27 protein-coding genes are annotated in these 26,049 nt (G+C 51.3%); 10 read left to right on the plus strand and 17 right to left on the minus strand.

The window, feature by feature from the left end; genetic code table 11:
• Positions 1 to 588: 588 nt before the first annotated feature.
• The 3 genes from EVX52_RS17805 (at position 589) to EVX52_RS17815 (ending at position 4,049) form a co-directional block, all read left to right on the plus strand.
• Complete coding sequence (locus tag EVX52_RS17805; RefSeq protein WP_129991781.1) at positions 589 to 1,815, plus strand: IS110 family transposase; 1,227 nt, start codon at positions 589 to 591, stop codon at positions 1,813 to 1,815.
• 249 nt (positions 1,816 to 2,064) lie between these two features.
• Positions 2,065 to 2,802, plus strand: a complete 738-nt coding sequence (locus tag EVX52_RS17810) for a hypothetical protein (protein WP_129991782.1) — start codon at positions 2,065 to 2,067, stop codon at positions 2,800 to 2,802.
• A 221-nt stretch (positions 2,803 to 3,023) separates the two neighbouring features.
• On the plus strand, positions 3,024 to 4,049 hold the full coding sequence (locus tag EVX52_RS17815) for a glycoside hydrolase family 75 protein (protein WP_129991783.1): 1,026 nt from the start codon (positions 3,024 to 3,026) through the stop codon (positions 4,047 to 4,049).
• 120 nt (positions 4,050 to 4,169) lie between these two features.
• Here EVX52_RS17815 and EVX52_RS17820 read toward each other — a convergent pair whose 3' ends face one another.
• The 7 genes from EVX52_RS17820 to EVX52_RS17850 form a co-directional block, all read right to left on the minus strand.
• A complete protein-coding gene (locus EVX52_RS17820; protein ID WP_205952691.1) occupies positions 4,170 to 4,397 on the minus strand; it encodes a hypothetical protein in 228 nt (75 codons plus the stop codon).
• Between the two features lie 55 nt (positions 4,398 to 4,452).
• The gene (locus EVX52_RS17825) at positions 4,453 to 4,935 is read right to left on the minus strand and encodes a glutathione peroxidase (RefSeq protein ID WP_129955532.1); all 483 of its coding nucleotides are present in this window, start codon (positions 4,933 to 4,935) and stop codon (positions 4,453 to 4,455) included.
• A 185-nt stretch (positions 4,936 to 5,120) separates the two neighbouring features.
• Positions 5,121 to 5,330 carry a DUF6434 domain-containing protein gene (locus EVX52_RS17830; RefSeq protein ID WP_129955531.1) on the minus strand — a complete coding sequence of 70 codons (210 nt, stop codon included), beginning with the start codon at positions 5,328 to 5,330 and terminating at the stop codon, positions 5,121 to 5,123.
• Between the two features lie 116 nt (positions 5,331 to 5,446).
• Positions 5,447 to 6,094 carry a dTMP kinase gene (locus tag EVX52_RS17835; protein ID WP_129991784.1) on the minus strand — a complete coding sequence of 216 codons (648 nt, stop codon included), beginning with the start codon at positions 6,092 to 6,094 and terminating at the stop codon, positions 5,447 to 5,449.
• A 361-nt stretch (positions 6,095 to 6,455) separates the two neighbouring features.
• A complete protein-coding gene (locus EVX52_RS17840) occupies positions 6,456 to 6,923 on the minus strand; it encodes a GNAT family N-acetyltransferase (RefSeq protein WP_129955529.1) in 468 nt (155 codons plus the stop codon).
• Between the two features lie 223 nt (positions 6,924 to 7,146).
• A complete protein-coding gene (locus tag EVX52_RS17845; RefSeq protein ID WP_129991785.1) occupies positions 7,147 to 8,490 on the minus strand; it encodes an amidase in 1,344 nt (447 codons plus the stop codon).
• The gene (locus tag EVX52_RS17850; RefSeq protein ID WP_240783484.1) at positions 8,490 to 9,230 is read right to left on the minus strand and encodes an MBL fold metallo-hydrolase; all 741 of its coding nucleotides are present in this window, start codon (positions 9,228 to 9,230) and stop codon (positions 8,490 to 8,492) included. Before EVX52_RS17850 ends, EVX52_RS17845 begins: the two co-directional genes overlap by 1 nt.
• Positions 9,231 to 9,278: 48 nt before the next feature.
• On the opposite strand from EVX52_RS17850, the gene EVX52_RS17855 reads away from it, so the two are divergent.
• Both EVX52_RS17855 and EVX52_RS17860 read left to right on the plus strand, forming a co-directional pair.
• Positions 9,279 to 10,370 carry a LysR family transcriptional regulator gene (locus EVX52_RS17855; RefSeq protein WP_240783485.1) on the plus strand — a complete coding sequence of 364 codons (1,092 nt, stop codon included), beginning with the start codon at positions 9,279 to 9,281 and terminating at the stop codon, positions 10,368 to 10,370.
• A 273-nt stretch (positions 10,371 to 10,643) separates the two neighbouring features.
• Positions 10,644 to 11,483 (plus strand): MBL fold metallo-hydrolase, encoded by an 840-nt coding sequence (locus EVX52_RS17860; protein WP_129991787.1) that lies wholly within the window; start codon positions 10,644 to 10,646, stop codon positions 11,481 to 11,483.
• Between the two features lie 23 nt (positions 11,484 to 11,506).
• On the opposite strand, the gene EVX52_RS17865 is transcribed toward EVX52_RS17860, so the two are convergent.
• The 4 genes from EVX52_RS17865 to EVX52_RS17880 all read right to left on the minus strand — a co-directional run bounded on the left by EVX52_RS17865 (position 11,507) and on the right by EVX52_RS17880 (position 17,158).
• On the minus strand, positions 11,507 to 12,067 hold the full coding sequence (locus EVX52_RS17865) for a diguanylate cyclase (protein ID WP_129991788.1): 561 nt from the start codon (positions 12,065 to 12,067) through the stop codon (positions 11,507 to 11,509).
• 224 nt (positions 12,068 to 12,291) lie between these two features.
• A complete protein-coding gene (locus tag EVX52_RS17870) occupies positions 12,292 to 15,363 on the minus strand; it encodes an efflux RND transporter permease subunit (RefSeq protein WP_129991789.1) in 3,072 nt (1,023 codons plus the stop codon).
• Positions 15,360 to 16,469, minus strand: a complete 1,110-nt coding sequence (locus EVX52_RS17875; protein ID WP_129991790.1) for an efflux RND transporter periplasmic adaptor subunit — start codon at positions 16,467 to 16,469, stop codon at positions 15,360 to 15,362. Before EVX52_RS17875 ends, EVX52_RS17870 begins: the two co-directional genes overlap by 4 nt.
• 74 nt (positions 16,470 to 16,543) lie before the next feature.
• Positions 16,544 to 17,158, minus strand: a complete 615-nt coding sequence (locus EVX52_RS17880; RefSeq protein ID WP_129955522.1) for a TetR/AcrR family transcriptional regulator — start codon at positions 17,156 to 17,158, stop codon at positions 16,544 to 16,546.
• A 90-nt stretch (positions 17,159 to 17,248) separates the two neighbouring features.
• Between EVX52_RS17880 and EVX52_RS17885 the strand changes: the two genes are divergently transcribed.
• Positions 17,249 to 18,688 (plus strand): efflux transporter outer membrane subunit, encoded by a 1,440-nt coding sequence (locus tag EVX52_RS17885; protein WP_129991791.1) that lies wholly within the window; start codon positions 17,249 to 17,251, stop codon positions 18,686 to 18,688.
• A gap of 158 nt (positions 18,689 to 18,846) precedes the next feature.
• On the opposite strand, the gene EVX52_RS17890 is transcribed toward EVX52_RS17885, so the two are convergent.
• On the minus strand, positions 18,847 to 19,446 hold the full coding sequence (locus EVX52_RS17890) for an NADPH-dependent F420 reductase (RefSeq protein WP_129955520.1): 600 nt from the start codon (positions 19,444 to 19,446) through the stop codon (positions 18,847 to 18,849).
• A gap of 69 nt (positions 19,447 to 19,515) precedes the next feature.
• Positions 19,516 to 20,250, minus strand: coding sequence for an SDR family NAD(P)-dependent oxidoreductase (locus EVX52_RS17895; protein WP_129955519.1), 735 nt, complete (start codon positions 20,248 to 20,250; stop codon positions 19,516 to 19,518).
• Between the two features lie 112 nt (positions 20,251 to 20,362).
• Here EVX52_RS17895 and EVX52_RS17900 point away from each other — a divergent pair, with 112 nt between their 5' ends.
• From EVX52_RS17900 to EVX52_RS17910, 3 genes are all read left to right on the plus strand, one after another.
• On the plus strand, positions 20,363 to 20,752 hold the full coding sequence (locus EVX52_RS17900; protein ID WP_129991792.1) for a helix-turn-helix domain-containing protein: 390 nt from the start codon (positions 20,363 to 20,365) through the stop codon (positions 20,750 to 20,752).
• Between the two features lie 117 nt (positions 20,753 to 20,869).
• Positions 20,870 to 21,643 (plus strand): SDR family oxidoreductase, encoded by a 774-nt coding sequence (locus tag EVX52_RS17905; RefSeq protein ID WP_129991793.1) that lies wholly within the window; start codon positions 20,870 to 20,872, stop codon positions 21,641 to 21,643.
• A gap of 127 nt (positions 21,644 to 21,770) precedes the next feature.
• Positions 21,771 to 22,679 carry a LysR family transcriptional regulator gene (locus EVX52_RS17910; protein ID WP_129955516.1) on the plus strand — a complete coding sequence of 303 codons (909 nt, stop codon included), beginning with the start codon at positions 21,771 to 21,773 and terminating at the stop codon, positions 22,677 to 22,679.
• Positions 22,680 to 22,737: 58 nt separating this feature from the next.
• On the opposite strand, the gene EVX52_RS25325 is transcribed toward EVX52_RS17910, so the two are convergent.
• The 4 genes from EVX52_RS25325 to EVX52_RS17930 form a co-directional block, all read right to left on the minus strand.
• Positions 22,738 to 23,289 (minus strand): hypothetical protein, encoded by a 552-nt coding sequence (locus EVX52_RS25325; protein WP_165385188.1) that lies wholly within the window; start codon positions 23,287 to 23,289, stop codon positions 22,738 to 22,740.
• Between the two features lie 65 nt (positions 23,290 to 23,354).
• Positions 23,355 to 23,939: an MFS transporter gene (locus EVX52_RS17920; protein WP_129991795.1), complete on the minus strand. Its 585-nt coding sequence runs from the start codon at positions 23,937 to 23,939 to the stop codon at positions 23,355 to 23,357.
• 172 nt (positions 23,940 to 24,111) lie between these two features.
• Positions 24,112 to 25,014 carry a LysR family transcriptional regulator gene (locus EVX52_RS17925; RefSeq protein ID WP_129991796.1) on the minus strand — a complete coding sequence of 301 codons (903 nt, stop codon included), beginning with the start codon at positions 25,012 to 25,014 and terminating at the stop codon, positions 24,112 to 24,114.
• Positions 25,015 to 25,064: 50 nt separating this feature from the next.
• A complete protein-coding gene (locus EVX52_RS17930) occupies positions 25,065 to 25,604 on the minus strand; it encodes a DUF2058 domain-containing protein (RefSeq protein WP_129955514.1) in 540 nt (179 codons plus the stop codon).
• A 221-nt stretch (positions 25,605 to 25,825) separates the two neighbouring features.
• Between EVX52_RS17930 and EVX52_RS17935 the strand changes: the two genes are divergently transcribed.
• Positions 25,826 to 26,014, plus strand: a complete 189-nt coding sequence (locus EVX52_RS17935) for a YjfB family protein (RefSeq protein WP_129955513.1) — start codon at positions 25,826 to 25,828, stop codon at positions 26,012 to 26,014.
• Positions 26,015 to 26,049: the final 35 nt, after the last annotated feature.

A 26,049-nucleotide genomic window follows, 5' to 3' on the forward strand; every position in this document is an offset into this window, starting at 1 on the left:
CCACATTCGGCACTGAATTATCTGACGCCATCAGAGTTTGCAGCACGGTGGCGAAATGGAAAATGTGAAGGTAAACAAACCGACATTACTAACTGACGGTTGTATCTAATCCTGGGGGCAGGTCACATGAGTTACATCGGAATAGAAGACTTCAGCAATTTGCCGGAGCGGGGATGTTCCAGCCTCAAAAAGTTCGAGGTACATCCCATCACGGATGACATCGCTTCCACGGGTTAGGTTGTATTGGATCTTAGCCATAAATTTAATTTTCCATTTTTCCAATTAATGAAGCCTCTGTTCGAGCGCAATAAAACGTAAAATATGCACCAGAAGGTAACTTGCACAGATCCGCAAAGAGCGAGATATAGTCATTCGCACCCTGAGAATTACACTTTGAAGTGATTCAGGGTATGCGCTTACTGCTTACGAATATTGAGCGAGAATCATGCGATGATCGCCGCTTTTCTTTCGAGCCAGTAGGTGCTCCACGTTCGCTAACGAATACTCAGGGCATGCAGATAAACTGCTGGCTATATTTCTTTCGAAGAGCGTGGAATGCATACCAATCCCCGGTAAGAGGAGTTGGTTATGATTGCGATAGATCAGTTTGCTGCTCATGTTGGTCTGGACTGGGCGGATAAAAAACACGATGTCTGTGTTCAGTTTAAAAACGGTGAACGCGTATTCGATGTGATTGAACATACAGCAGAAGCGCTTGATGCCTGGCTCAACGCGTTGCACAAACAGGTGAAAGGCAAAATAGCTATCGCCCTTGAGCTGAAGAAGGGCCCCGTGGTATATGCTCTTCAAAAATATCCGTTTATCACCGTTTTCCCCGTCCACGCTTTGTCACTGGCTCGTTACCGGCAAGCCTTTTCGCCCAGCGGCGCTAAAGATGATCCGCAGGATGCCGAGTTAGCATTAGAGTTAATGCTACGCTATCCCCAAAAGATAAAAGCCATTGAACCCGACAATGCGGATATCCGGTTACTCCAGCAACTGGTTGAGCAGCGCCGACTGCTGGTCGAAGACAAGCGTCGCTTTGTAAATCGGCTCATCAACACGCTTAAACAGTATTACCCTCAGCCACTGGAGTGGTTCTCACATCGGGGTAGCTTACTATTGTGTGAGCTGATTATCCGGTGGCCCAGTCTGCAACAACTGAAACGCGCCAGGCGCGACACGATCCGCAACTTTCTGAATGCCAAAGGCGGTCGCACAATAGCCCTTACCGAGCAGCGTGTAGCGAGTATTGATAACGCGATCCCATTGACGACAGACCCGAGTGTTATAGAGGCTAATGCTTTGATGGCAACCGCACTGGCGACACAAATTAAAGTCGTGAGTGAAATCATCAAAACCTATGACGAACGAATCGAAACGCTGTTTGACACATTGCCAGATGCGGGGCTGTTCAAATCACTTCCGGGCATGGGCCCACGTATGCTTGCTGCACTGGGTGATAACCGAGACCGGTTTAACAGCGCTGAAGAAATTCAAAACTACGCAGGTATTGCACCGGTGACAGAACGAAGTGGCCAGAAATCCTGGGTTCACTGGCGATGGCAATGTGCGAAGTTCGTCAGGCAGACCTTTGTTGAATGGGCTGCCAAGACGGTTAACTCATCATACTGGGCCAAATTGTATTATCAGGGGCAGCGAGAAAAGGGAAAATCTCATCAATCCGCGATCCGGGCTCTGGCATTCAAATGGCTAAGGATCATTTACCACTGCTGGAAGACCAGAATCCGCTATGACGAAGCGAAATATTTGCTGGCACTGGAAGAGCGAAAATCGCCCTTACTGATGCCGTAAAAAACTTGTCGAATGTCTCAGGGCGTGAAGCGGAAGTTAACTCGCCGCTGACGATGATAGAGGTTTGTTGTGAATTTATTCGGTTGAAGATATAGCTAAATTACTAGGTGACTGCAGATACTATGAATTGTGCACAGTATCAATAAATTTTATAAAAAATTACCGCGTAGTATTGAATTACTACGTTGTTATGCCAGAATTTCATTAACTAGATTTTCTATTACAATACTACGCAGTGTAAGGATTAGCATGAGAACATTTACCCTTGCTATTTGCACACTTCTTTTTGCTTGCACAAACCCTTATCCTGTATCCGTACCTAAGCCAGGTAACTATCATGGTATTACTTTAAATGCAGACTACGATGCACTTGTAAAAAATGTACACGACTACGGTGAAGAACTGAGTCAAAAGTCACATAAATTACAGTCTCAGAAATATGCCTATACTGATTTTGGCTACCTTGGTTCAATTGTGTCAGTTATTGCCGCAGCAAGCGGTACTTTAACGACTGCATTATATAGCGGAGGTGCTGCTGTTGGAGGAGGAATGGCTGCTCAGCACTATAATTATGACTCCCAGATTCAAAATTATAGTGTAGCAAGGAAAAAAGTTCAGTGCATATACCGAAAGCTTAATGAAAGAACTGTGAATGAATCTTTGTTAATAAAGTTTGATACCCATAGCGATATCGCCAGGATTCTAACCCCTTCTATTAATAATGCTTTGGATGATATTTATTTTGAACTTGATAGTAAACAATCTTCTATCGATCTTAAAACGCCTGATTTAAAGCTTTTAGCTGATGCATTCTCTAAACAAAAAGAAATATCCCCAAAAATAGCCAGCCTTAACAACGGACCATTACCTATTAATAACTATGAGAATAAGTCAAAAAATGAAGAGGATAAAATAATTCTTGCTCAAAATATACAAATGGCAGTATCTATATGTAAGATTTTAGGTGATGCCCCGCAGGGGGAGTAGAAGATTCATGTTTAGTTTAATTTTTGTGTTTTATTTTGTAAGATTAAAAGAGTGGTTTTTAAATCGATATTTTCACTTGAAAGACATGTCCATAATTTAATTTTTTCAATCATTTTTACGAGATATACACCCAAGGGCATGGAAATTATTTTCATGGATTTTATGACGGCCAGTGTGAAAAATAGCAATCATTCCATAAAACTAAATATTAGGAGCGTAAAATGAAACAGGTGATTAATCAAAAATGGTCAAATGGATATGATAATAAAAACGCACCAACAGTTGAGGTGTTAGACAATAGTCATATATTAATCATTTCCGACGCTGAAATTATTGATCCAAAATTTGGCACTTTACAGACAAGCCTAAGTCATGAAAATGGGTGGAAAGATAAAGGAAAGTTTGTCAATGCTCGAATTATACCCTATTTTGTACTTCCTAGTAATTGGTTTAAGGTTACTGGAATTAAGATTTCGCTAGGTGACATTGCAAGGCTGAGTTATAAAAACGCCTCCATCTATGCTATTTATGCAGATACTGGACCAAAAGAAATCATCGGTGAGGCATCGATCTCTGCAGTCGAATCTCTTGGCGTTAACCCTTGGGGAAAGAATGGAAAAATAGTTAGCGGGATAGATTATGGAGTCAGTTATGAAATTATTAAAAATTCTGCAAATCTCGAGATAACTGTAAACTTCGAAACAATACAGTCTTATGGCAAAGAATTATTTGGTGAAAAAACAAATTTAATTTCAACAAGCGAATCATTGAAATTAGATAACATTTTATCCAATCAAAAAAATGGGAAGGCAGAAACCTTTGTCTCATTCTTTTCTTCCAATTATGGTGATGTTAGGGATGAAGTTTTGAGGTGGTTCGCCCCTATAAATAACGGTAGCCCTACCCACAATGGTTGTGTTGCACATTTAGTTAGCTGTCTGAAGTTGTGCAATTTTCCATATCCTGATTTGGATTCCCCTGCCGCCGTCAATGTCGACTATTTTTCAGAATGGGCTGTTGCCAATAATTGGTCGCGTATAGACGATCGTAGCAATATGGAACTAGGAGATATTTGTATAAGTGGACCTAAATCAGAGCCGCATGAATTTGATCATGCTTATTGCTTTGTAGCATTTGCTGACTCTGGCTATGCGTACGTATTACATAACCAAAATGTTGGAATTGCAAAGCGCTCACTTGATGGTGTTGGATGTGGGGTATGGCGCTACGCACTTCGGATGCCGTAGGCCTTGGTTCATCATGTCCGCTTTTGGCACAAAGCGGTCAGATTGAACTCACAGCGAAGAGCGGATATCGCTACTCATAGTAAAACCGGCATCGTTAGCAGATCAGTGGTTTTGAGAACATCAAAGCATTTTTACAGTGTTATCTAACCAGGCGGGAAGATTTTCTCTGTACCCGTTGAGATAGAAATGAAAATCATTTTTCTGCCGTTCATTAAGCAGTACGACTACCTCAGTAACAATCCATGCTTTGGCAATTGCTATTTCTTTAGCCAAATCATTAGGCTTAGAAAGGCAAGATATACAGTTATAGCGATCTGCAAATTCAATAAATTTTTGTACAGAGCCCATTCTCTTTATTTGTCGGAAGCTCTCTAAGAGCGGGCTGTTCGGATGACAGGAATATTCAGATTTCAAGCGCAGTAAGGATTACGGCTTCCATTTTTTCCGGGGTGGAGATCGGAGCAAAACGCTTGAGCGGTTTGCCGTCGCGTCCGATCAGGAACTTAGTGAAGTTCCACTTGATCCGTCCACCCAGCACGCCGGGCAATTCGTTTTTCAGATACCTAAACACAGGGTGCGTAGCAGTTCCGTTGACCTCCACTTTCTCAAACATCGGGAAGCTCACTCCGTAGTTAATGTGACAAGTCTGTGCGATTTCGTCGGCACCGCCGGGTTCCTGCTTACCGAACTGGTTGCAGGGAAAACCGAGCACCATCAGCCCCTGTGCAGCATACTTCTTGTAGAGCGCTTCAAGGCCTGCGTATTGTGGTGTGAAGCCACAATGGCTGGCGGTATTCACCACCACAACCAGCTTGCCAGCGTAGTCGGCCATAGAGATAAGCTGACCACCCAGACTGGTGGCGGTAAGTTGATGAAAGGTGGTCATGTCGGGATCCTCAGAACACATTTGCAAAGTCGAACGAAAAGAATAACAAACAGGCGACCTTTAACCTGCTCGCCATCGGTTAACACACCATGATGATAGCCAGCCGTGTCCGCTTCTGGTAAAGCGCTACTGAAGCAACACCAAGGGACTGCAATGAGCAATGAGCGAGGAGCTGGTTTGGTTTATTAAAACGAATGTCTGCGCTTCCACTCATTTACAACATCACCCAAAGTTTTTGGATCATCATTACGTATCCACATCATAAATTCACGATCGAATCGAAAATCTTCACCACACTCCTTAATCATGAAACGACGAACGTTTTGTGTATTTTTATAGTTTTTATCAATGCTGGTGGTACTGGTCAGTGATGAGCTATGCCAATCGGTTTTCAATTTACTCACTCCTAAGATGAAAAGGTTGACTAGAAATTAAGATACTCACTGGCATAAGATGCCGAAATTTTGCGATAGCGTTGCATCGATCGGTTGAACTCACAGCAAGGAGCCGGTCAGGAACCGCTGCCCGCAAAACCAGTGCCAGCGGGGCATCCCGGCACTCTGTAGATCTCAGATATCACCTGCCTCGTTGCGTCTTCGATCGTTCCTTCATTACGGCATAAAACCCAGCCCTGATGTGCAATTTCTCGCTCGAACGCTTCGGTACAAGCGACATGCTCTTCCAGCTTATGAATCACCGTACTACTCAGCCCGCGTGTTCGGGCTGCGGCTCTCGCCCATGAAATATCAGGCGCAGTTACAACCCCGACATGCAGGTCTGGCACTCGCACGTTTCGTTCCATATTAAGCTGTAAAATCTGTGCGAATGGAACCCTGCGGCGAAACGCAGCATCCGACGGGTACCAGCGATCCATCAAGATAATGCTGTCAGGTGGCTGCTTAGTCAGAACGTGCCGGGAAATCCAGGCACGGCTGTCAGCAAAGCGCTCACAAATCTCCAGTTCCAAATCCAGGGTGGGATTTCTGACGAACCTGTTCACGAGGGCCATTGTTTCCCCCCTGCTGGGATCGCTTTTTTTCTCGCAAAGTCGGATCACCTTCTTGTTGTCTGCCCTGAGTACTTTCGTAATGGCTTCCAGCAGTGTGGTTTTACCGGCTCCCTTCGGCCCGTCCAGAGAAACAAACACCTGACGGCTCATTCTTTAAATGACGATTGATATGCGGTTGTTGTAAAGCTTGAATCTGACAAAAGCATCGTACTTCCTTCGTATGTACAGCTGCTCACCCTCTCCGCTCGCCGGAGCCGCTTAATGCGTCAGCGCGAGCCCTATGGAGGGCTTTTATAAACAGACACTGATGAACATTCAAGCAATGTTTCTCACTGGATAGGTTCAGGATCATATTGCTGGCGATAAAGAAGCACGTGACCTGCCTGACAGGCTGGGAAAGCCAAAAGGCCCGCTTAAGTTGCCTTAGGCGAGCCTTTTAAAATTTAGCTCATCGGACTGGGATTACCCTGGATATGAACTGAATGATACATAAGCCGAATATGAGTGTTGGTCAGCCAGGCTTTTTTCTATCGGTATAAATATCAGGTCGGGTAATTGTCCATGCATAGTTTTCCCGATTTACGGGCTCGTAGCCAAACTTTTCATAAAGCCAGGGTGCTGTTGTTGTGAACAGCATGATCCTCCGAAGCTGCCCGAACACAGGGTGATTATGTATGCATTCCATAACCCATCTTCCCAGCCCTTCTCCATGATATTCTTCAAGAATATACACATCGCAAAGATAAGCAAATGTAGCATAATCGGTTATCAGGCGAGCGAAACCTATCTGGATTTCATTATGATAAACGCCAAAGTTAAGGCTGTTTTCTATTGATGCGAAGACAATATCCAGATGAATACCTTTAGCCCAGGTGGACCTTGTCAGATACCGGTGGATAGCCTGTACATCCAGTTTTTCTCTGTCTGTACTTACCAGGTAGTCATTCTTATGCCATTCATGTTTCTCTGAAATACTCACTTTAATTCCTGTCTCAGGGATTTAGGGAAATCTGGCTTTATCATTCGATGGAATAATTATACTGCCTGAATCGCTCCGGGTTAGCCGGACCTCAATCTGTTTTTCATAATGGAAACTTGTTGTCAACCTATTATATTTAGGATCCACGAGCAAAGGCTTTACCTATAGATGGCGCGCAGGTCTGTCTGTGATAACAGGTTATCACTGTGGATATGAAGAGGCGTTAATCTGCCGCGCCGTTTTGCTCCTTCAGGAATACATTTAGCAGTAAGTCCTCTCTGTCACGTAAGGCGAGAAGCTCCAGCCCAAGCGGAAAGCCTTGTTCGTCAAATCCTACGGGAAAAGTCAGCGCAGGTGTCCCGCTGGTCGCTGCAAACAAGGCGTTGCTGCCCGTTTGAGTTTCTCCGTGTTTGACCGGCGGATGACGCATGACCGGATAGGCGAGAAGATTGATATCGTGGTCGGCAAACAAGGCTTTCAGTAAATTATAGAAATCACGTTGCCGCTGCTGTACACCACGATATTCAGGGCTATTTGTCCCGGCGTGCTCTGCACGCGCCCTGAATACGGCGTCAAGTTGCGGATGGTGAATATTGGCGGCCACGATTTCCTGAAGCGATGTAAAACTGGCCTGCGGTCTGGCACTCAAAAATGCGTTTAATGACTCTGCAAACTCGTAAGCGATAATATTGGCCGCCTCAGCGAGCGAATCTAAAGAGGTAACACCGACCGTTACGACTTCGGCACCGATATTCTGCACAGCGGCCCGCATTTTATTTCTGCTCGTGTCGCTGATATCGTTAAAAGCACTGTCAAGCCAGCCAATACGTAATTTTTCCCCCCGGGGCGGGAAACTTTTACCCGTCATAACTTCAGTCACCCACCGCAAATCTTTGGCATGGCGTACCAGCGGGCCAGCAATATCCTGTGTTGGAGACAACGGCACAATGCCTGCCATCGTAACGCTGCCCCGTGTCGGCCGCAGGCCATAAAGCAGATTAAAAGCGGCAGGAATTCGCACCGACCCTGCTGTATCCGTACCGACAGCAAAGGGAACATAACCTGCTGCGACTGCGACCGCGGAACCACTGCTTGAGCCGCCAGGGTTATAGCCCGGTCGGTAGGCGTTATGGGTATAACCGCTCAGTGATGAGGCGCCCGTAATGCCAGCCGCCAGTTCATGCATGGCCGTTTTACCCAACAGGATTGCCCCTTCTTCACGCAGACGTTTCACCAGAGGTGCATCATGGTCCGCAATAATCCCCAGCAGCGCTTTTGATCCCGCCGTTGTCGGCCATCCTGCAACATCAATATTGTCTTTAACCAGCAGAGGGATACCTTCCAGCCTGCCGCAGGGATGGCCGCGCCGCCGTTTTTCATCGCTCGCGATGGCAGCCTGTCTTGCCTCATCAGCATAGAGCCAGGTAATGGCGTTCAGGGCGGGCTCGCGCTCAGCAATAATCGCCAGTGCAAACTCCGTCAACGCCGCTGCACAAGTCTCACCATGCTGCAATTTTTGCAGTAATTCAGTGACGGATGCTTTTGCATAATCCTCTTGTCGGAACATTATTCTTCCTCCGGCGTTTGCCACTGATAACGCTGACTCCCGTCATACCTGACCCTGCCGAAAGAAGCACCTGCAAAGTGCGAACTGAACCAGATTGCCTGATGCTCTAATGCCCAGTCGATTGCTTTACGGCGTGAAAGGGATGCCTGCGGTTTATTTTCGCAGAAAACCGAATTCCAATGCGGATGTTCAAACTGCACTTCATGGTGCATCAGATCCCCGGTAAATATGGCGTGCTGTTGGTCTGAAACCAGGAGTAAAGAGCCATGGTCATCACTGTGACCGGGCGTTGGCATATAGCGCAAGACGCCGGAAAATAACGGCGACTGTTCAATGTCGATAGCATCCAGCTGGCCGCTTTTTATCAGCGGCAGAATGCTGTCGCGATACAGCTCCTGCCTGCCAGGATCGGCCTGACACTTCGCGAGCTCCCGGGCCGAACAAACATAACGTGCATGTGGAAAAAGGGGCTGCCACTCGCCTTCATTCCAATGCGTATTCCAGCCAACGTGATCGGTATGGATATGCGTCATTAACACTAACGAGACCTGTTCCGCAGCGATCCCGGTCTGTTTCAGACGTTCAAGATAATCGCTGTTAAGATGGTCAAATAAAGGGATGCCCCCTCTGTTCCTGCCATTTCCCGTCGCCGTATCTATCAGGATGATATCTTTCGGGGTTTTCACCAGCCAGCTATGAATGGAAAGCCCGACCGCAGCATCTTCAGGATAATTTATCATCTCATCAATATGGTCGGGAAATAGCTGCCTCAGGGGAAAGGAAGTTGTTTGTTCCGTTATTTTCTCAACCTGACATTGCCCTACGGTTATTCTCATTTATTCCTCCACTTCATTACATCGCCGCGAATGCCTGGCGGCTTGTCCGCTCAGAATGAGAGAACTATACTCACGCTTCGTGAATTAATTAAATTGATTAAAATAATGACCCTCATTAATCCAAATGATTTTAGTCGCATAGATCTTAATTTACTCGTGGTGCTCATCGTGATGTATGAAGAGCGCAACGTCACCCAGGCTGCACACAGGCTGCACCTTGGACAACCAGCAGTGAGTGCAGCCCTCAGGCGGTTGCGCAGCATGTTTAACGAAGCGTTATTTGTGAGAACGACTCAGGGCATGATGCCTACGCCAAGGACCTGCGAGCTAATACAAGCGCTGACGCCCCTGATGGCACAATTACAGGCCGTGGTTCTCAATCCACCCCGCTTTAATCCGGAAAAGGATAAGTTAACCTTCCATATCGGTATGAGCGACTGGATTGAGCACTGGCTGATGCCGGATCTGCTGGCCGGGATTATGCGCGAAGCCCCACAGGTTTCGATCAATGCTGTGGCCACTGATCCGTGGAAGGTGGTGAGTGCGCTTGAGCAGAACAAGGTCGATTTATCCATCACTGTCGGGCAGGAAACATCTCGTGATTTGCGGCGGGAAAAGCTCACGTGTGCCGGATTTAAAACGCTCTGGGACCCAAGACAAATCGACATAACCAAACCGCTGACGGTTGCGGAATTCGTTCATTATGAACACTTGCTGATTTCCTACCGGGGGGCCAGTCAGAGTGCGATGGACAGTAGCCTGGAAAAAGCAGGGGTAGCACGGAGAGTACGCTATGTTTCCAGCCACTTTTCCACATTGCCGCTCATGCTCAGTCAGATGCCCTTGTTCGCCACGGTCCCCATGATGCTGGTAGATGACTGGTGCCGGCGGTATGGTTTCCAGTCAGACTCTGTGCCGGTACATATGCCGCCCTTTGAACTCGCCCTGTTATGGCATCGCAATCGTGACAGTGATGCTGCAACCCTGTGGATGCTAAATAAAATTCGTCAGCTAATTGCGAAAAAATTATCTGTTATCCGCTGATCGTTGCCAGAGTGCAGCTTACCGGGCTGGCGGGTACCAGAAGCTGACAGCAACGGGCAGGTTACACTGTTCGCTTATACGTATAATAAATCACACTGAGATTATTCTTATAAAAAATTCCCAACTGTGAAGATAATTTAATGATGAATTAACGATTGCGGCAATACCTGTCAATCAGGATTGTTACCGCCCCACTCAAAATGACATCGTCATTTTATTTACCCGCAGGATAAGGTCTGGCGTTCCGGTCATTTCGGGAGAAAGAGACAATATATGAAAGTTCATCATCTTAATTGCGGGTGTATGTGCCCGGTAGGTGGCGCACTATTTGATGGTTTCAGTAAAGGTATTTATGCGCATCTGGTCTGCCATTGTCTGCTTATAGAAACTGACCGGGACGGACTGGTACTGGTAGATACAGGGTTCGGGCGGGATGATATCCGTCAGCCGGAAAAACGGCTGTCGGGCTTTTTCCGGCTGATGAATAATATTCAAAAACGGGAGACGCTGACCGCCCGTTCACGCATAGAGGCGCTGGGGTTCAGCGCAGAGGATGTCCGTCACATTATCCTTACACATCTTGATTTTGACCATGCGGGCGGGCTGACGGACTTCCCTGCTGCGCGCATACATTTACTGCAAACTGAAATCGATACTGCACAGCAGCGACACAGCTGGCTGGCCCGTGAGCGCTACCGGCCCGGCCAGTGGAGCGGTATGTCTGGCTGGACAGGCTATCAATGCCGGGGAGAAAAATGGTACGGCTTCGAGGCGGTTACGGCTCTGCAAGGATTGCCACCGGAAATCCTGCTGGTGCCGCTGGCGGGTCATACGCGGGGGCATGCAGGCATTGCCGTAAGCCAGCCGCAAGGCTGGCTGCTGCATGGGGGTGATGCCTGGTTCTATCGGGGCGAAATGGACCTGCAAACGCCCCGCTGTACACCCGGCCTGCGTTTTTACCAGTGGATGATGGCGGTGGATAACGGAGCCCGACATCGTACCCAACAGCAATTACGGGAACTGTTTAGCCGCTATAATCAAGAAATTACTTTCTTTTGCAGCCATGACGCCAGAGAATTAAATGCCTTCATCTCAGACGGAGAAACTAATTAACTCCGCTGCATTTATTTTGCCATTCAGGAGGATTGTTTTTTCTGATACCTTCTGCCACGGAAATACTCTTCAAGGTAAGGAAGAAGCTCAAACAAAATTATGCCTGAAAAAATCACAACGATATAAGTAACGGGTAAAGGATCGGCACGCAACCGTATATCAAAACTCCCCGCCGCGTCGTTAAGGCCCATAAGGGCAAGGAATTCATTCCAGTATCGGGAAATAATTAATAACAGTGCCATCAGAGGGAGCATTTCCAGGAAACTGTGAATATGTTGTTCTACTGGCGTAACCTTACGGGCGCTGACCGCATAACTTACATCCCACAAAGCGGTTATTTCATGCAGAAAAAACATCACTATCATAAAGGCAATGATCAGCGCATTGACGTCGAGGAATAAAGCGGCGAGCAGGGGTAAACCCATCTCCAGAAACATCAGAATATGAATCCAGGTTTCTTTTACACCCGTTGTTCGCTCGATCCCCGTCGCACGGTGACATAGCCAGTCGCAAAAACCAGCCGCCAGCCAGACAGGCAGAATGAACCAGAGCAGTATAATCAATTGCGGATCGGTGTTATGCATATTCCTTTCCCGTCGTTATCCGGATAATCAATTACAAGCTTAGTACAGAACTAAATGGCGTAAACTCACCCACTTTCATCGTCAAAAAACTGAGCGGACTCTGCCTTCGTGATTAAAAAATCATCTCAGTAAGGTTGAAGAAAAATGGGTATTTTACTCCCGTTTTTCTTCACCTTATCGATCCGCTGATTCTCATCCGCAGATGCTTATACCAGTACCTGCCTTTACTGAGATGGCTGATTGTCAGGACGTATCCTGAACCAGATGGCATACATTGCCGGCAGGAACACCAGTGTAATGATGGTGCCGCCAAACGTCCCGCCAATCAGGGTATAGGCCAGCGTGCCCCAGAATACCGAGTGCGTCAGCGGGATAAAGGCCAGAATAGCTGCCATCGCCGTCAGCAACACCGGTCGGGCCCGCTGCACCGTCGCCTCCACCACCGCATCGAATGGCGCCAGCCCTTCCTGTTCATTGTGATGGATCTGCCCTATCAGAATCAGGGTGTTACGCATCAGAATGCCCGACAGCGCGATTAAGCCTACCAGCGCATTGATGCCAAACGGCTGGTTGAAAAGCAGCAGCGTGGGCACCACGCCAACCAGCCCCAGTGGCGCGGTGAGGAATACCATCACCATGGCCGACATCGACCGTACCTGCAGAATAATGATCAACAACGTCATGGCAATCATGATAGGAAACAGCGGTGCCATCGCCTGGGTGGCTTTTCCGGATTCTTCAATCGACCCCGCCTGCTCAATGCGGTAACCCGCCGGAAGCTTATCAATGACCGGCTGCAAGGCTTTGGTCATTGCAGTGGAGACATCCGGCGGCTGCAGGTTTTCGGCAATATCCCCCCGCACGGTAATGGTCGGCGTACGATCGCGACGGCGCAGAACAGGATCTTCCATTTGCACCTCAACTTCACCGATCTGAGACAACGGAATGCGCTGACCGGAAGAACCTACTAAGGTAAAGCCCGCTATTTTTGCCGGGTCGAGCCGGATATCTCCCGCCGCGCGCCCCATGACCTGCACCGAACGGATATCTTCACGCACCGAGGTGATCGGAACGCCTGAAAGCAGGAACTGAAGCTGCTGCGCGACCGCATTCGATGTCAGCCCCACCGCCTGCAGGCGGTCCTGATTGAGCGTGAAATGCAGCGCCGGCACCCGTGGTCCCCAGTCGGTGTTGACGGTCCTCATCATCGGGCTGGCCTGCATCACCTTTTCGACCTGGTCTGCAATTTCACGCAGCCTGGTGGGATCCGGCCCCATGACCCGGTAGGCCACCGGATAAGGAGAATACGGACCAAACACCAGCTGGGTCACGCGCACGCGCGCCTCCGGTGCCAGCCCACCGGCCGCCGCTTCACGCAGTCTGAACTTGAGCGCCTCGCGTGCTTCCTGACTGTCCGTCAGCACGACAATTTTCGCAAACGACGGATCGGGCAGCTCAGGCGCCATGGCCAGATAAAAACGTGGTGACCCTTGCCCGATGTAGGACGTAATGATTTTTGCCTCTTTCTGCTTTCTCAGCCAGGCTTCAATTTTGGCCGTGGTGGCACTGGTCTGCTCAATCGCGGTGCCATAAGGCATCTGCACTTCAACCAGTACCTCCGGGCGATCGGAGGTCGGGAAAAATTGTTTTTTCACCAGCCCCATGCCAAGGATAGCGACCGTAAATATGGCAATAACGGTACCGGCGACTATCCACTTGCGCGCGATGACACGGGTCAGTAGCCGGCGAAAACGGTTGTAATGACGGGTGTTGTAAATCGCCGCATGCCCGCCCTCTACCGTTTTGATTTTCGGCAGCATTTTCACGCCCAGATAAGGCGTAAACACCACCGCCACGACCCAGGAAGCAATCAGGGCAATACCGACAATCCAGAACATATTGCTGGTGTATTCACCGGCGGTGGACTGGGCAAAACCGTTGGGCATAAAACCGACGGCGGTGACCAGCGTACCGGCGAGCATCGGTGCCGCCGTGTGACTCCAGGCATAGGCGGAGGCTTTGATGCGGTCGTAGCCTTCTTCCATTTTCACCACCATCATTTCGATGGCGATGATGGCATCATCGACCAGCAACCCGAGCGCCAGGATCAGCGAGCCCAGGGTAATGCGGTCAAAGTTTTTGCCGGAAGCCTCCATCACCACGAAGACGATCGCCAGCGTTAACGGCACCGCTGCGGCCACCACCACGCCCACGCGCCACCCCATACTGACGAAGCAGACCACCATCACCACCAGCAGCGCGACAAAGAATTTGATCATGAACTCATCAACGGCGGAGCTGATATTGACTGACTGATCCGTGACCTTGGTCAGGGTCATGCCCAGCGGCATACCCTCATTGATTTTGGCCGTTTCCGCATCCAGCGCCTTACCCAGATCCAGACCGTTCCAGCCGTCCCGCATAACGATGCCCAGCAGCAGCGCCGGTTCACCCTGATTGCGGATCATGAAGGTCGCCGGGTCCTCATAACCACGTTCAACCGTTGCTATGTCAGAAAGCTGCAGGGTTCTGCCCTGAACAACGATGGGCGTTTGGCGGATTTTCTCCAGTTTGTCGAAGGCGCCATCCAGGCGGATAAAGACCTGCGGCCCGTGGGTATCAATCGAACCGGCAGGCGTCAGGACGTTCTGGCTGTTAAGGGCGGAGAAAATATCCTGAGGCGAAATGCCCAGCGTGGCCAGCCGGTCATGTGAGAACGAGACAAAGATACGTTCAGCCTGTTCACCGATGATATTGACCTTTTTGACCCCCGGCACATGCAGAATTTGCTGGCGCAACGCTTCCGCATCGCGAACCAGCAGCCGCTGTGGCTCCCCTTTCGCCTTCAGCGCAAAGAGCGCAAAGGTCACGTCGGAGAATTCATCATTGACCATCGGCCCGATGACGCCTGCGGGCAGGTTTTTAGCCTCATCGCCCAGCTTTTTACGCGCCTGATAGAATTCTTCCTGCACCTGTGAAGGTGGCGTACTGTCCTGCAGTGACAGCATGGTAAAAGCCAGTCCGGGACGTGTGTAGGTCTCACTCCGGTCATACCACTTCAGTTCCTGCATACGCTTTTCAAGCGGTTCAGCCACCTGATCCTGCATCTCCTGCGCGGTGGCACCCGGCCAGGCGGAGATAATCGTCATCTGCTTGACGGTAAACGGCGGGTCTTCAGCCCGCCCCAGTTCGAAAAAGGAGAGAATGCCCGCGACCGTAATCAGGATAATAAGAAACAGGGTAATTGAGCGCTCGCGCACGGCAAGCGCTGAAAGGTTGAACCGCCCCCCGCTCATGGCTGGCTCCCGGCGACGCTGGCATCGCTCTGTTCAGCCATGCGTACGGTCTCACCTTCATGCAGCAGATGCGCACCCAGCGCGACCACCTGTTCACCCGGCTTAAGGAAACCGGTCACCCTCGCCGCATCGTCACCCAATCCCTGTACCTGAACGGACCGCCATGACACTTTGGCGGGCTTACCCGAAATCTCCCAGACACCCGGCCCCTTGCCAGGATCGTAGAGGGCCGCTAAAGGCACCTGCATCACCTGATCCGGTAATTTATCGTCTGCAATATGCAGCGTAACGGTGGATCCCAGCGGCGCATTTGCCAGTGCGCCCTCAAGCACATATCTCGCCTCGAAGGTGCGTGTTACCGGATCCGCCGCATCGGAAAGGAGCCGCAGTTTCGCAGGGACTGTCTGCTTACCGGTACCGTACAACGTGGCCTGCGCCTCGCTTCCGGCCGCCGGGCGTAACGTCTCGGGCAACTGCACGATGGCTTCGCGCAGCCCTGCCCTGGCCAGCCGGACCACAGGCTGCCCGGCACTGACCACCTGACCGGGTTCAGCCAGCGTCTCCATGACCACGCCGTCGGCATCGGCCAGCAGTACGGCGTAACCCGTCGCATTTTGCGCCACATTGGCCTGTGCCTGAGCCGCGCTGAGTTCAGCTTTGGCCGTGTCGGCGGCGGCCTTTATCTGATCGTAAGCCGATGCCGATACGGCGCCGGCCGCGACCAGACCGCGATAGCGCACCTCGTCGTCAGTCGTTTGTTTTGCACGGGCCCGCGCAGCCGCGACGGCCTGTTGCTGAGCCTGCGCCTGCAGGCTCAGGTCAACCGGATCCAGACGCATCAATGGCTGGCCGCGTTTGACGGTCTGACCGGTGTCGACCAGACGTTCAAGAATTTTGCCCTGCACTCTGAAACCCAGGTCGCTTTGAATCCGGGCGACAACAACGCCGGTAAATGCGCGGGAGGCACCGGCAGCACTGACTACGGTCGCAGACCTGACCAGAGGAGGCTGAGTACGGGGATCGTCGGTACCGGAAGAGTCACCGCAGCCCGCAAGGGCAAGCGGCAACAGGCAAACAGCAAAGGTGGCAGGATTAAGCCTGAGCATGGGTTCCCTTATTGATTTAACAGGACAGTAACCGCATTTTCAGACTAGTGACCAATAATGTCAATAGTCACCATTCAGGGTGACAGACTTCTCAGTATCAGCGAGGACAGAAGCGCAGCCGCTGCCGGTGCCGTTTCCAGATTGTATTGCAACTGCACCGGGCTGATGTAAGGTCGCATGACCAGATATATCGCATGCGCCGCCTCGTCCAGCGGCGTTTTTCGCTCAAACTCCCCGCTCTGCCGCCCTTCAACAATGATGTCCTCAATCAGCTGTCGCAACCGTTCTTCATGGGCTTCTGCCGACGGCCACTTATCACGCGCCGCGACGGCGGCAATGTCGTAAAGCCTGCGATCGTGAAAAAACAAATCACTGCCGGCTTCCGTCAGTGCCCGGAATAAACGCCGCAATTTTTCGGAGGCCGACGGGGCATCTGCAATCGCTGAATTGACAATCGCCATGATCATCGCCAGCCGGTTGCTGCAGATCACCTCACCGATCGCCTGCTTAGAGTCGAAAAATTTGTAGATATAAGATTTTGAAAATCCTATAGATTTAGCCAGCTCGGACACCGTGGTTTTCTCATAGCCAAAATGCCCGAAATGCTCGGTGGCCGCATCAACAACCTGATCGCGGACGCTGTGATCCGAAGGCCCCCGCGGGGGATGTACATTTGTCTGTTTAGTCATTTTTCCAGCTTAGCTCAATTGAGCCCTGATTGACAACGAGTGACCATTTGGTAATGTAGTCACACTTCAAAACTCACTCAAGGTATATCAATGTTCCCCCTACGTACTCTTGCGCTGGTGGTGAGCACCGGCTTGCTGGCGGGTTGCGCCGTCGGTCCGGATTATCATCGCCCGGCGGTGTCACTTCCGGAACACTATCAGACTCAGCCTGCCCTCCGGGAGAGAAGCGTATCCCCACCCGCCAGTTTTACCGTCTGGTGGAACGGCTTTGCCGATCCCCTGCTGAGTCAGTTCGTTTCGGACGCCCTCGCGCAGAATCTCGATCTGGCGCAGGCCACTGCCCGGATGAACCAGTCCCGCGCCGGACTGGGCGCGGCCACAGCAGCGCTGTTGCCCTCAGGGAACATCAGCGGACAAGCGGCACGCGCGTATCAGTCAGCCGAAACCCCGCTGGGTCAGGTTCTCAGCGCAACGCCGGATTATAATCGCTACGGCAATAGCTATGAAACCGATCTTAACGCAAGCTGGGAGATTGATGTTTTTGGCGGGCTGCGACGCGGTCGCCAGGCTGCGCTGGCTGACTATCAGGCCTCTGAAGCGGGCGTCGCCGCGACCCGCCTTGCTGTCGCCGCTCAGACTGCCGATATCTATATTACCCTGCGCGGATTACAGGCCCGTCTGGCCATCGCGGATAAACAGGTCAGCACGCAACAGGAACTGCTGGAAAAGGTACAGCTCCTGAACGCTAAAGGACTCGCGCCGGCGTATCAGGTTCGCCAGACCGAAGGGGAACTGGCACAGGTTGAGGCCACCGTACCGGTTCTGCGCACGGGGATAGATGCGGCCATGAATGCATTAGACGTTATGCTCGGCACGCCGCCCGGCACCCACCGGGCTGAGTTAGCGTTGCCGGGGGCCATACCGCAGGTACCCCAGATAACCTCAACGGGTACACCCGCCGACCTGTTGCGCCGCAGACCCGATATTATCGTGGCGGAACGTCATCTCGCCGCCTCAAGTGCGCGTATCGGCGTGGCCGTCAGTGAGTATTATCCGAAGTTTTCACTCACGGCACTGCTCGGCAGTGCAACGGCAGTCTCAGGCAACAACCTGTTCTCCGGCGGTGCCAGCCAGTCGGCCGGCGTGCTGGGGCTGCGCTGGCGGCTCTTTGATTTTGGTCGCATCAATGCTCAGATAGAGCAGGCGAAGGGCCAGGAACAGGAGGCGCTCGCGGCCTATCGCCTGTCGGTATTACGCGCGACTGAAGATGTCGAGAATGCCTTCTCCGCCCTGGTCAATCGTGAAACACAGACAGCCACGCTGACCCGGGGAGAATCTGCCCTGGCCAGCGCCCGCCAGTCATCTTTTATCGCTTACCGGCAGGGAACGGCCAGCCTGATGGACGTCCTTCACAATGATGAGACCCTGTTACAGGCTTCCGATGCCAGAGCGCAGGCCCAGACAGAATCCGCACGCGCCGCTGTCGCGACGTTCAGGGCGCTCGGCGGGGGCTGGCAGCCGCCCGGTTAACAGATAAGGGTTCATCAGGTTGCTTATTTATCAACCCATGACGGGCAGAGGCCATCCCGGTCAGAAGAACTCAAGACAGAAAAGCCCGCTTACAGACATCTGAGCGGGCTTTTTGCTTTCACGATTGAAACCGGGCACCGGCGGCAAATCAGGATATGTCAGTCAAACCTGACCATGTCCTTAAAAATCAGCTGCCCCCAGTGCTTTCCGCGTGCCTGTACAAGCAATCCGCCCTGTGAAAGACCGCCCAGTTTGACCGGTGAGAATCCGAGAGTTTCGGCAAGCACACCCACTTTATCAGCTGCATCCTCATCGTCGCTCGCCAGAAAAACGACTCGTCTGCCACCCTGTACCGCCGGATCCTGGCCGAGGACACCTGCGCCCAAATGATTAAAGCCCTTGACCAGTTTTCCTCCCGTGAAAGCCTGCGCGACTACGCAGGAGGAAGGCTGGTCACCCAGTTGCTCAGGAGGAATGCCGTAGGCATTGGTGACATCAATGATGATCTTTCCCTTCCAGTCCGCTAGCACCTTCGCGACATCCGGGTGAGACTCGAAACGGACAGCCAAAAAGAGGATGTCTGCCCTGACGGCGTCCGTCAATTTTTGGGCAATGATCCCCGGTCCGATCGCGGCGGCATCGGCTGCAAAACTTTCAGGGTCGCGTGTGGTCGCCACGGATACGTCGATACCGCTGCGGGCAAATGCCCTGGCAAGGGCCTGTCCAATCTGGCCGAAGCCAATAATGGCGTATGTCATATTTACTCCTTTGGTGAATACAGTCTGGCCCGCTCCGGTTGATCGAATCGAACAGCCAGGCGTGGTATATCAGAGTTGCGCCAGGCCGCCATCAACGGCGACCTCGCTGGCTGTCATGAAACTGCTGTCCGGCGAGGCAAGAAAGGCCGCCACCGCGCCGATCTCTGCAGGTTCGGCCATGCGCTGGAGCGGCGTCATCGCGGCGAACGCTTTCTGCCCCTCCTCTCCCAGTGCGTCCCTGGCAAGTTCGGTCGCGGTGGCGCCTGGCGAGAGTACATTTACCCGGATACCGGTTCCCTTCAGATCTTCCGCCCAGCTCCGCGCGAGGTTTCGTACCGCCGCCTTGCTCGCGCTGTAGGCGCTGAATGCCGGGGCACCGGTGGTGCCGGCGCTTGAACCGGTCAGGATAACTGAACCCCCCGGGCCCATCAGCGGCAGTGCCTTCTGTACCGTAAAGATCGTACCCTTGACGTTAGTCTCGAAGGTTTCGTCAATATGCTCCGCGGTGAGCTGGCCAAGCGGAAGCGGTCCTCCTGCACCGGCATTGGCGAAAACAATGTCGAGCGTTCCGCGTTCGGCCCGCACGGCGGCATAAAGCCGATCAAGGTCAGCCTCATCGGAAACCGAGCCTTTCACCCCGCGGGCATGACTGCCAAGTTCCGCCACTGCGGCGTCAAGCTTTTCCTGCCGGCGGCCGAAGATGAAGACGAAAGCGCCCTCTTCAATGAAGCGTTTTGCTGCGGCAAAGCCGATGCCGGTCGCGCCGCCGGTGATCACGGCAGTTTTTCCATTCAGTCTGTTCATGTCATGAATCCTTCTGGTGAGTGGTACGCAAGCAGTAAGCAGCTTGCTTGCGGGCCAGTGTGCGACCGTGGTAACCTGTGGTCAAGTATGCACCTTTTGGTAACCACCTAAAATGACAACACAATTTCAAACTGAAATTTGCGGCACCGGCTGCGGGCTGAACACAACACTGCGTATCATCTCGGGCAAGTGGAAGCCGCTGGTTCTTTTTTTTCTGCGCGACGGGCCGAAGCGTTATGGTGAGCTCAGGCGTTTGATAGCCGGCGTCAGCAATAAGGTGCTGATCCAGCAACTGAAGGATCTTGAGGCTGATCAGGTACTGGCAAGGACTGATTATCAGGAAATCCCGCCGCGCGTTGACTACGCACTGACCCCGCTCGGTCGCAGTCTGGCCGAAGCCATCATGCCGCTGTGTGCCTGGGGAACGGCGAATAGTGAAGAAATGGCCAGCATCTATGCCAGCCGCGATCCTTCCCCCCTGAAGGATGCGGAAAGTCTCTGAGCCGGACTGCCTTTAATTAGTCGGATTTTCTGGATTGTCTATTCGGCGTTGGGGTGCTTATTTCAAGGGGATTAATGTCTAGACTCAGCTTTCTGACAGAAACCTAAGGAGCACACCATGGCAGACCATTCTATCAAAGGCAAAATTGTGATCATCGCGGGCGGGGCTAAGAATCTCGGCGGACTGATCGCCCGCGACTTAGCCGCTCAGGGGGCGAAAGCCATCGCCATTCATTATAACAGCACCTCCTCAAAGACAGATGCCGATGAAACCCTGGCCGCCATCGAAGCCGCAGGTGCGCAGGCTGTGGCATTTCAGGCCGATCTGACGACCGCTGCCGCCGTCGAAAAACTCTTTGCCGATACCATTGCCGCCATTGGCAAGCCGGATATCGCGATCAACACCGTGGGCAAAGTTCTCAAAAAACCCATAGCGGAAATAAGCGAAACTGAATACGACGAAATGGCAGCCGTAAACGCGAAAACCGCCTTCTTCTTCCTCAAAGAAGCCGGTAAAAATCTCAACGATAACGGTAAAATCTGCACGGTCGTCACCTCGCTTCTTGGTGCCTATACGCCGTATTATGCCGCTTACGCGGGCACGAAAGCCCCGGTAGAGCATTACACACGGGCGGCTTCCAAAGAATTTGGCGAGCTTGGTATTTCGGTCACGGCAGTAGGACCGGGCCCGATGGATACACCTTTCTTTTATCCTGCAGAAGGCGCTGATGCTGTGGCGTATCATAAAACTGCAGCCGCGCTCTCTCCTTTCAGCAAAACGGGACTGACCGGTATTGAAGATGTGGTGCCTTTTATCCGTCATCTGGTGAGCGAAGGATGGTGGATCACCGGCCAGACAATATTGATTAACGGCGGCTACACCACTAAATAGCCGGTGGCATGCGCATATCGTACTGAAACAAAGAGGGGGATATTCCGTGGATCAGGGAATATCCCCCCTCTGCCGGGGATACACAGCAATAGCGATTTTTAGCCTATAAAACAACGAGACAGGAAAGATGGACAGGTTCAACCAATATCGCATCTTCGCGCAGGTAGCAGACATGGGAAGCTTTGTCCGGGCCGCCGGCGCACTCTCTGTGCCGCGAGCCTCCGTTTCTGCCGCCATCCAGCAATTAGAGTCGCAACTGGGGGTAAGACTGTTGCACCGTACCACCCGCACGGTGCGGCTGACGGCTGACGGGGAGCTGTTACTCGAACGTATACGCCCTTTACTGGCAGAAGTGGAGGATATCGACCAGTCATTTCAGCTCAGTCAGCACCAGGTTTCAGGGAAGCTTACCATCGATGTGCCGAGCCGCATTGCCCGACGCCTGATTGCTCCGGCTCTGCCGGAATTATTGCGATGCCACCCCCGGTTACAACTGGTCCTCGGGTCATCGGACAAGGCAATCGATCTGGTCCAGGATGGTGTGGATTGCGCCATTCGTGTGGGCGTATTGCATGACAGCAGCCTGGTCGTTCGTACCCTGGGACACATCACCCTCATCAACTGCGCCAGCCCTGCCTATCTGAGCGAACACGGACTCCCCTCCCAGCCGGACGATCTTGCCGGAGGGCATCAGGCAATCGGTTATATTTCATCCAAAACGGGTAAAGAGTTGCTATGGGAGTATCAGTCAAAGGACGGCCACATACACAGTGTCAGTATCCCCAACCAGGTTACGGTGAACACTGCAGAAAGCTATATTGCCTGCTGCCTGGCAGGTCTTGGGCTGATACAAATCCCCCGCTTCGATGTGCAACATCTGCTGGCGACCGGGGATTTGGTGGAGGTCATGCCAGATTACCGGGCGGCTTCCATGCCGGTATCCTTTATCTATCCGCATCGCCGTCAGCGCTCCCGGAGGCTGGCTGTCTTCCATTCATGGTTTGAGATACTGATACACCCCCATCTGGATAATTGAACCATCCCGTTTCATGCTATAAACGCTCCGTTTTACTTTATATTCATGTTGGAACTGATTATTCGCCGACCGGCGCTTTACAATGCTTTCTTGATGAAACATACGTGGATAAATAAATACCGCCCCCTAATAAACAACATATTATCAGATAGCCCGTCAGCGCCATCTCCAGAGACCCATGATCCATCATTACGCTCAGGGAGAACGGGAGCCAGTTACCGACATACCCCACGATATAGAGCAGATTTATTATGTGTACCCGCTGACGCTGTCTGGCCACCCTATTGACGATGGTTGCCGCACCGACCAGTATGGCCCCGTAGGCGAAGCCTTCCAGCATGACTGAAATGAACAAAAGCCCGGGACTTATTGCATAAACACTCATAAGTGCGAGTAAGACAGCTGCAAGCTGGGCAGTAACGCCTGTTCTTAGCGATGAATAGTGGTGCCTCTTTCTCATTATTAACTGGGTGATACCCGCCACAACCAGAAACGCAGAGAGTGAGTAGCTCACCCGTTGCACGCTGGTAATATGGAAATAGCTATGTGCCAGAGTGGGGCCCTGGGACATAAACGTAGAGGCCATGGCCCATGAAAGAAATATGGCCATGCAGCACACGGTAACGTCTCGCAAAGTAAGCCCCGGTGTCTGAACCGTGATTTTTTTCGATACATTCAGTACGGGGGGAGGCTTTTATTTATCTGTAAACGATTATTCCAGACTCCGGCCACAGACATTACCACCAGAATAAGAAGGATAATGTAAGGGGCTTTAAGGGTATAAAAATGATGATGTACGATATTCCCTGTGACTAATGGTCCGATAGCCTGCCCCAAAATTAATGAAGCTGCGGCAGTCAGTGCCGCCGTGTTACTGACCTCCGTATCGAATGTTTTAATCAATGACCGGTTAATATATGCCATTAAAATACCGGAACCCAATCCGGTTATAAATCGGGCAGAAATAAGCATGAGAATATTATCTGCAAACATCATAAGAATCGCTGAAAGCAGTACACACCCCAAACCTGCATATATCGGTCTGGTATATAACTCAGCCCTGATATTAACTTTAGCCGTCAATAATAATGCGAACAGAACGCCGGCGGCGTATACGCCAAATACTGTCATTATTTGTGACGCACTGAATCCATATAAACGAATGTATACGGGATACAGAGGAGTAGGCAAACTGCTGCTGAGCATGCCGGAAAAAAAGGCCAGTGCCAGCCCTGCCCGTGATGATTGTCTGTCTGACATAGTAATTTCTGCTATTTGTGATGAATGGATACATTCTGTGAAAGTGAACAAAACGGTACCATAAACCCTCAGGCAGGGGATTCGGGGCGCAGGCAAACCCACTGTGAATCCGGTTCACAGGAGATAAAGGAAGAGGGAGAAACAACGAATGCCAGGCGGACCGGCAGGTTCCTCAGAGACGCCACGGATGCCGGGCTATCTGTTTTTCCATGAATTCAATAAAACAGCGGATACGCGGGCTGAGATGCTGCCTTTGCGCGTAAATGACATAAAGAGGTTCCCTGAGCGGAGACCGGAATGCCTCCAGAAGCGGAATTAACCGCCCCTCTTTCACATCCTGGTGGATGTGAAAGTCTGCCAGCCGGACGATTCCTTCCCCCCGGATGGCCAGATCACGAAGCAAATCACCCTGCGACAGTGAGGCAACGGGTTTGACCGGGAAGATAAGACTTTGCTGGCCTTCGGCGAACACCCAGTGATTCCAGTGGCTTTCAAAATTAAAGTGAAAACAGCGGTGGTCGATCAGTTCGCGCGGATGAGCAGGTGCGCCGTATTTTTCAATATAGGCAGGCGACGCACAGATAACCCACTGGCTCTCACCGATACGACGGGCAATGCGGGAAGAACTGGCCAACACTCCCCCATATATGGCCAGATCCAGACCTTTATCAAAGTCGTCACGGTAAACCGGCCCCGTTTCAATATCTACGCGTAAAGCCGGGTAAGCCTCTATAAAAGCAGGCAACCACGGCAGTATCTGATAGCGGGCAAAGGTGTTCATGGTCCGGATTTTAAGTTGCCCGCGGATACGGTTTGGCATGTTCTCAGCCAGCGAGTCCGCCCCGGCCATTGCATCCACCACGGCGCGGGCACTCTTCAGATAAACCTGCCCCTCTTCTGTCAGTGTTAACGTCCTCGTTCCACGAAAGAAAAGTCTGACCTGCAACCGGGTCTCCAGCCGTCTGATGAGTTTGCTCATCGCTGAAGGGGTCAGCCCGTTTGCCCGCGCAGCGGCAGAAAAGTTGCCGTATTCATAGGCCCATATGAATGCCAGTAGCTGATTGTAATTATCCATCTTGTCCCAGTTACCGATGTGATCCTTTTGAACTGCCGGGGAAAACGAAACTACCACATCAAATCATCAGGCACTTTGAAATCAGCATAAGGATCTTCTTCATCCTGCTCTTCCTGACTCAGCGCACTGTTTAATACAATACTGCTGGCATCGCGCTGGGCAATCTTATCCGCCACGCTGGCAGGAATAATGGCGTACTGACTCTCGCCGCTGCCATCAGCAACCAGACGCGCGATGGCGAGACGGCCGCTAATCAGCTGAGACTGCGTGGCCTTATCCACCACCATTTTTTTAATCAGGTTATTATCGGTAAAGTTAAAATCTATATTCCCTTTTGGAATGAGAATTTTATTCATTTCAATCAGTTGCTTCACCTGAGCTTTATATTCTTTCGATAACGCGGCCTGTTTTTGTTGTTCGCTCAGTTGCTTATCACGCTCCATCTGCGCTTTTTTATTTTCTTCCACCGCTTCTCTTGCCTCACGCGCCTGAACACGTGATTTTTTCGCCGTTCTCTGGACTTTGGCCATTTTTTTACTGGTCACTAATCCCGCTTTCAGCAGTTGTTCTTGTAAGGAGAGTTTTGTCATTTTCGTTTCTAAACCGGTTGAATAATGCGGGGGATTATAACCGTAATTCCTGAGGCTATACAGGTTACAGCACCTTTTCATCTTCCGGCCGGACGTCGGCGGTTCTTTCTGTGGCGGCGTCAGTCTTATTTTTCTCTCAAGTTATGCCGGAAATTGCCGATACCTTTTCAGTTCTACGCCCGGATCAGTTCCTTTTATGTTGTACCGAACAGGAGAGCAAAATGGATGTATCGCAAATTGCATCGCTGGCAACCAGCCTCAATAGCCTGGATACCAGTAATCAGGTGAACAATATCCTGCTGAAAAAGTCACTGGATACTCAGCAGACGGCAGTAGCCAGTATGATTGATTCGATCCCGCAGTTGCCTGCTAACCCGGCGATCGGACGCAATATCAATACCACTGCCTGACCGGCGATCGGTTGTTGAACTTTGCCCAATAAAAA

It is taken from the genome of Rahnella sp. CFA14(1/10) (assembly GCF_004195095.1).
Taxonomy (GTDB): Bacteria; Pseudomonadota; Gammaproteobacteria; order Enterobacterales; family Enterobacteriaceae; genus Rahnella; species Rahnella perminowiae.

Coding starts and splice junctions, on each gene's coding strand:
- EVX52_RS17805 (WP_129991781.1), top strand. CDS start 589: ATGATTGCGATAGATCAGTTTGCTGCTCATGTTGGTCTGGACTGGGCG.
- EVX52_RS17810 (WP_129991782.1), top strand. CDS start 2,065: ATGAGAACATTTACCCTTGCTATTTGCACACTTCTTTTTGCTTGCACA.
- EVX52_RS17815 (WP_129991783.1), top strand. CDS start 3,024: ATGAAACAGGTGATTAATCAAAAATGGTCAAATGGATATGATAATAAA.
- EVX52_RS17820 (WP_205952691.1), bottom strand. CDS start 4,397: ATGGGCTCTGTACAAAAATTTATTGAATTTGCAGATCGCTATAACTGT.
- EVX52_RS17825 (WP_129955532.1), bottom strand. CDS start 4,935: ATGACCACCTTTCATCAACTTACCGCCACCAGTCTGGGTGGTCAGCTT.
- EVX52_RS17835 (WP_129991784.1), bottom strand. CDS start 6,094: ATGAGCCGTCAGGTGTTTGTTTCTCTGGACGGGCCGAAGGGAGCCGGT.
- EVX52_RS17845 (WP_129991785.1), bottom strand. CDS start 8,490: ATGTTCCGACAAGAGGATTATGCAAAAGCATCCGTCACTGAATTACTG.
- EVX52_RS17850 (WP_240783484.1), bottom strand. CDS start 9,230: ATGATAAATTATCCTGAAGATGCTGCGGTCGGGCTTTCCATTCATAGC.
- EVX52_RS17860 (WP_129991787.1), top strand. CDS start 10,644: ATGAAAGTTCATCATCTTAATTGCGGGTGTATGTGCCCGGTAGGTGGC.
- EVX52_RS17865 (WP_129991788.1), bottom strand. CDS start 12,067: ATGCATAACACCGATCCGCAATTGATTATACTGCTCTGGTTCATTCTG.
- EVX52_RS17870 (WP_129991789.1), bottom strand. CDS start 15,363: ATGAGCGGGGGGCGGTTCAACCTTTCAGCGCTTGCCGTGCGCGAGCGC.
- EVX52_RS17875 (WP_129991790.1), bottom strand. CDS start 16,469: ATGCTCAGGCTTAATCCTGCCACCTTTGCTGTTTGCCTGTTGCCGCTT.
- EVX52_RS17880 (WP_129955522.1), bottom strand. CDS start 17,158: ATGACTAAACAGACAAATGTACATCCCCCGCGGGGGCCTTCGGATCAC.
- EVX52_RS17885 (WP_129991791.1), top strand. CDS start 17,249: ATGTTCCCCCTACGTACTCTTGCGCTGGTGGTGAGCACCGGCTTGCTG.
- EVX52_RS17890 (WP_129955520.1), bottom strand. CDS start 19,446: ATGACATACGCCATTATTGGCTTCGGCCAGATTGGACAGGCCCTTGCC.
- EVX52_RS17895 (WP_129955519.1), bottom strand. CDS start 20,250: ATGAACAGACTGAATGGAAAAACTGCCGTGATCACCGGCGGCGCGACC.
- EVX52_RS17900 (WP_129991792.1), top strand. CDS start 20,363: ATGACAACACAATTTCAAACTGAAATTTGCGGCACCGGCTGCGGGCTG.
- EVX52_RS17905 (WP_129991793.1), top strand. CDS start 20,870: ATGGCAGACCATTCTATCAAAGGCAAAATTGTGATCATCGCGGGCGGG.
- EVX52_RS17910 (WP_129955516.1), top strand. CDS start 21,771: ATGGACAGGTTCAACCAATATCGCATCTTCGCGCAGGTAGCAGACATG.
- EVX52_RS25325 (WP_165385188.1), bottom strand. CDS start 23,289: ATGGCCATATTTCTTTCATGGGCCATGGCCTCTACGTTTATGTCCCAG.
- EVX52_RS17920 (WP_129991795.1), bottom strand. CDS start 23,939: ATGTCAGACAGACAATCATCACGGGCAGGGCTGGCACTGGCCTTTTTT.
- EVX52_RS17925 (WP_129991796.1), bottom strand. CDS start 25,014: ATGGATAATTACAATCAGCTACTGGCATTCATATGGGCCTATGAATAC.
- EVX52_RS17930 (WP_129955514.1), bottom strand. CDS start 25,604: ATGACAAAACTCTCCTTACAAGAACAACTGCTGAAAGCGGGATTAGTG.
- EVX52_RS17935 (WP_129955513.1), top strand. CDS start 25,826: ATGGATGTATCGCAAATTGCATCGCTGGCAACCAGCCTCAATAGCCTG.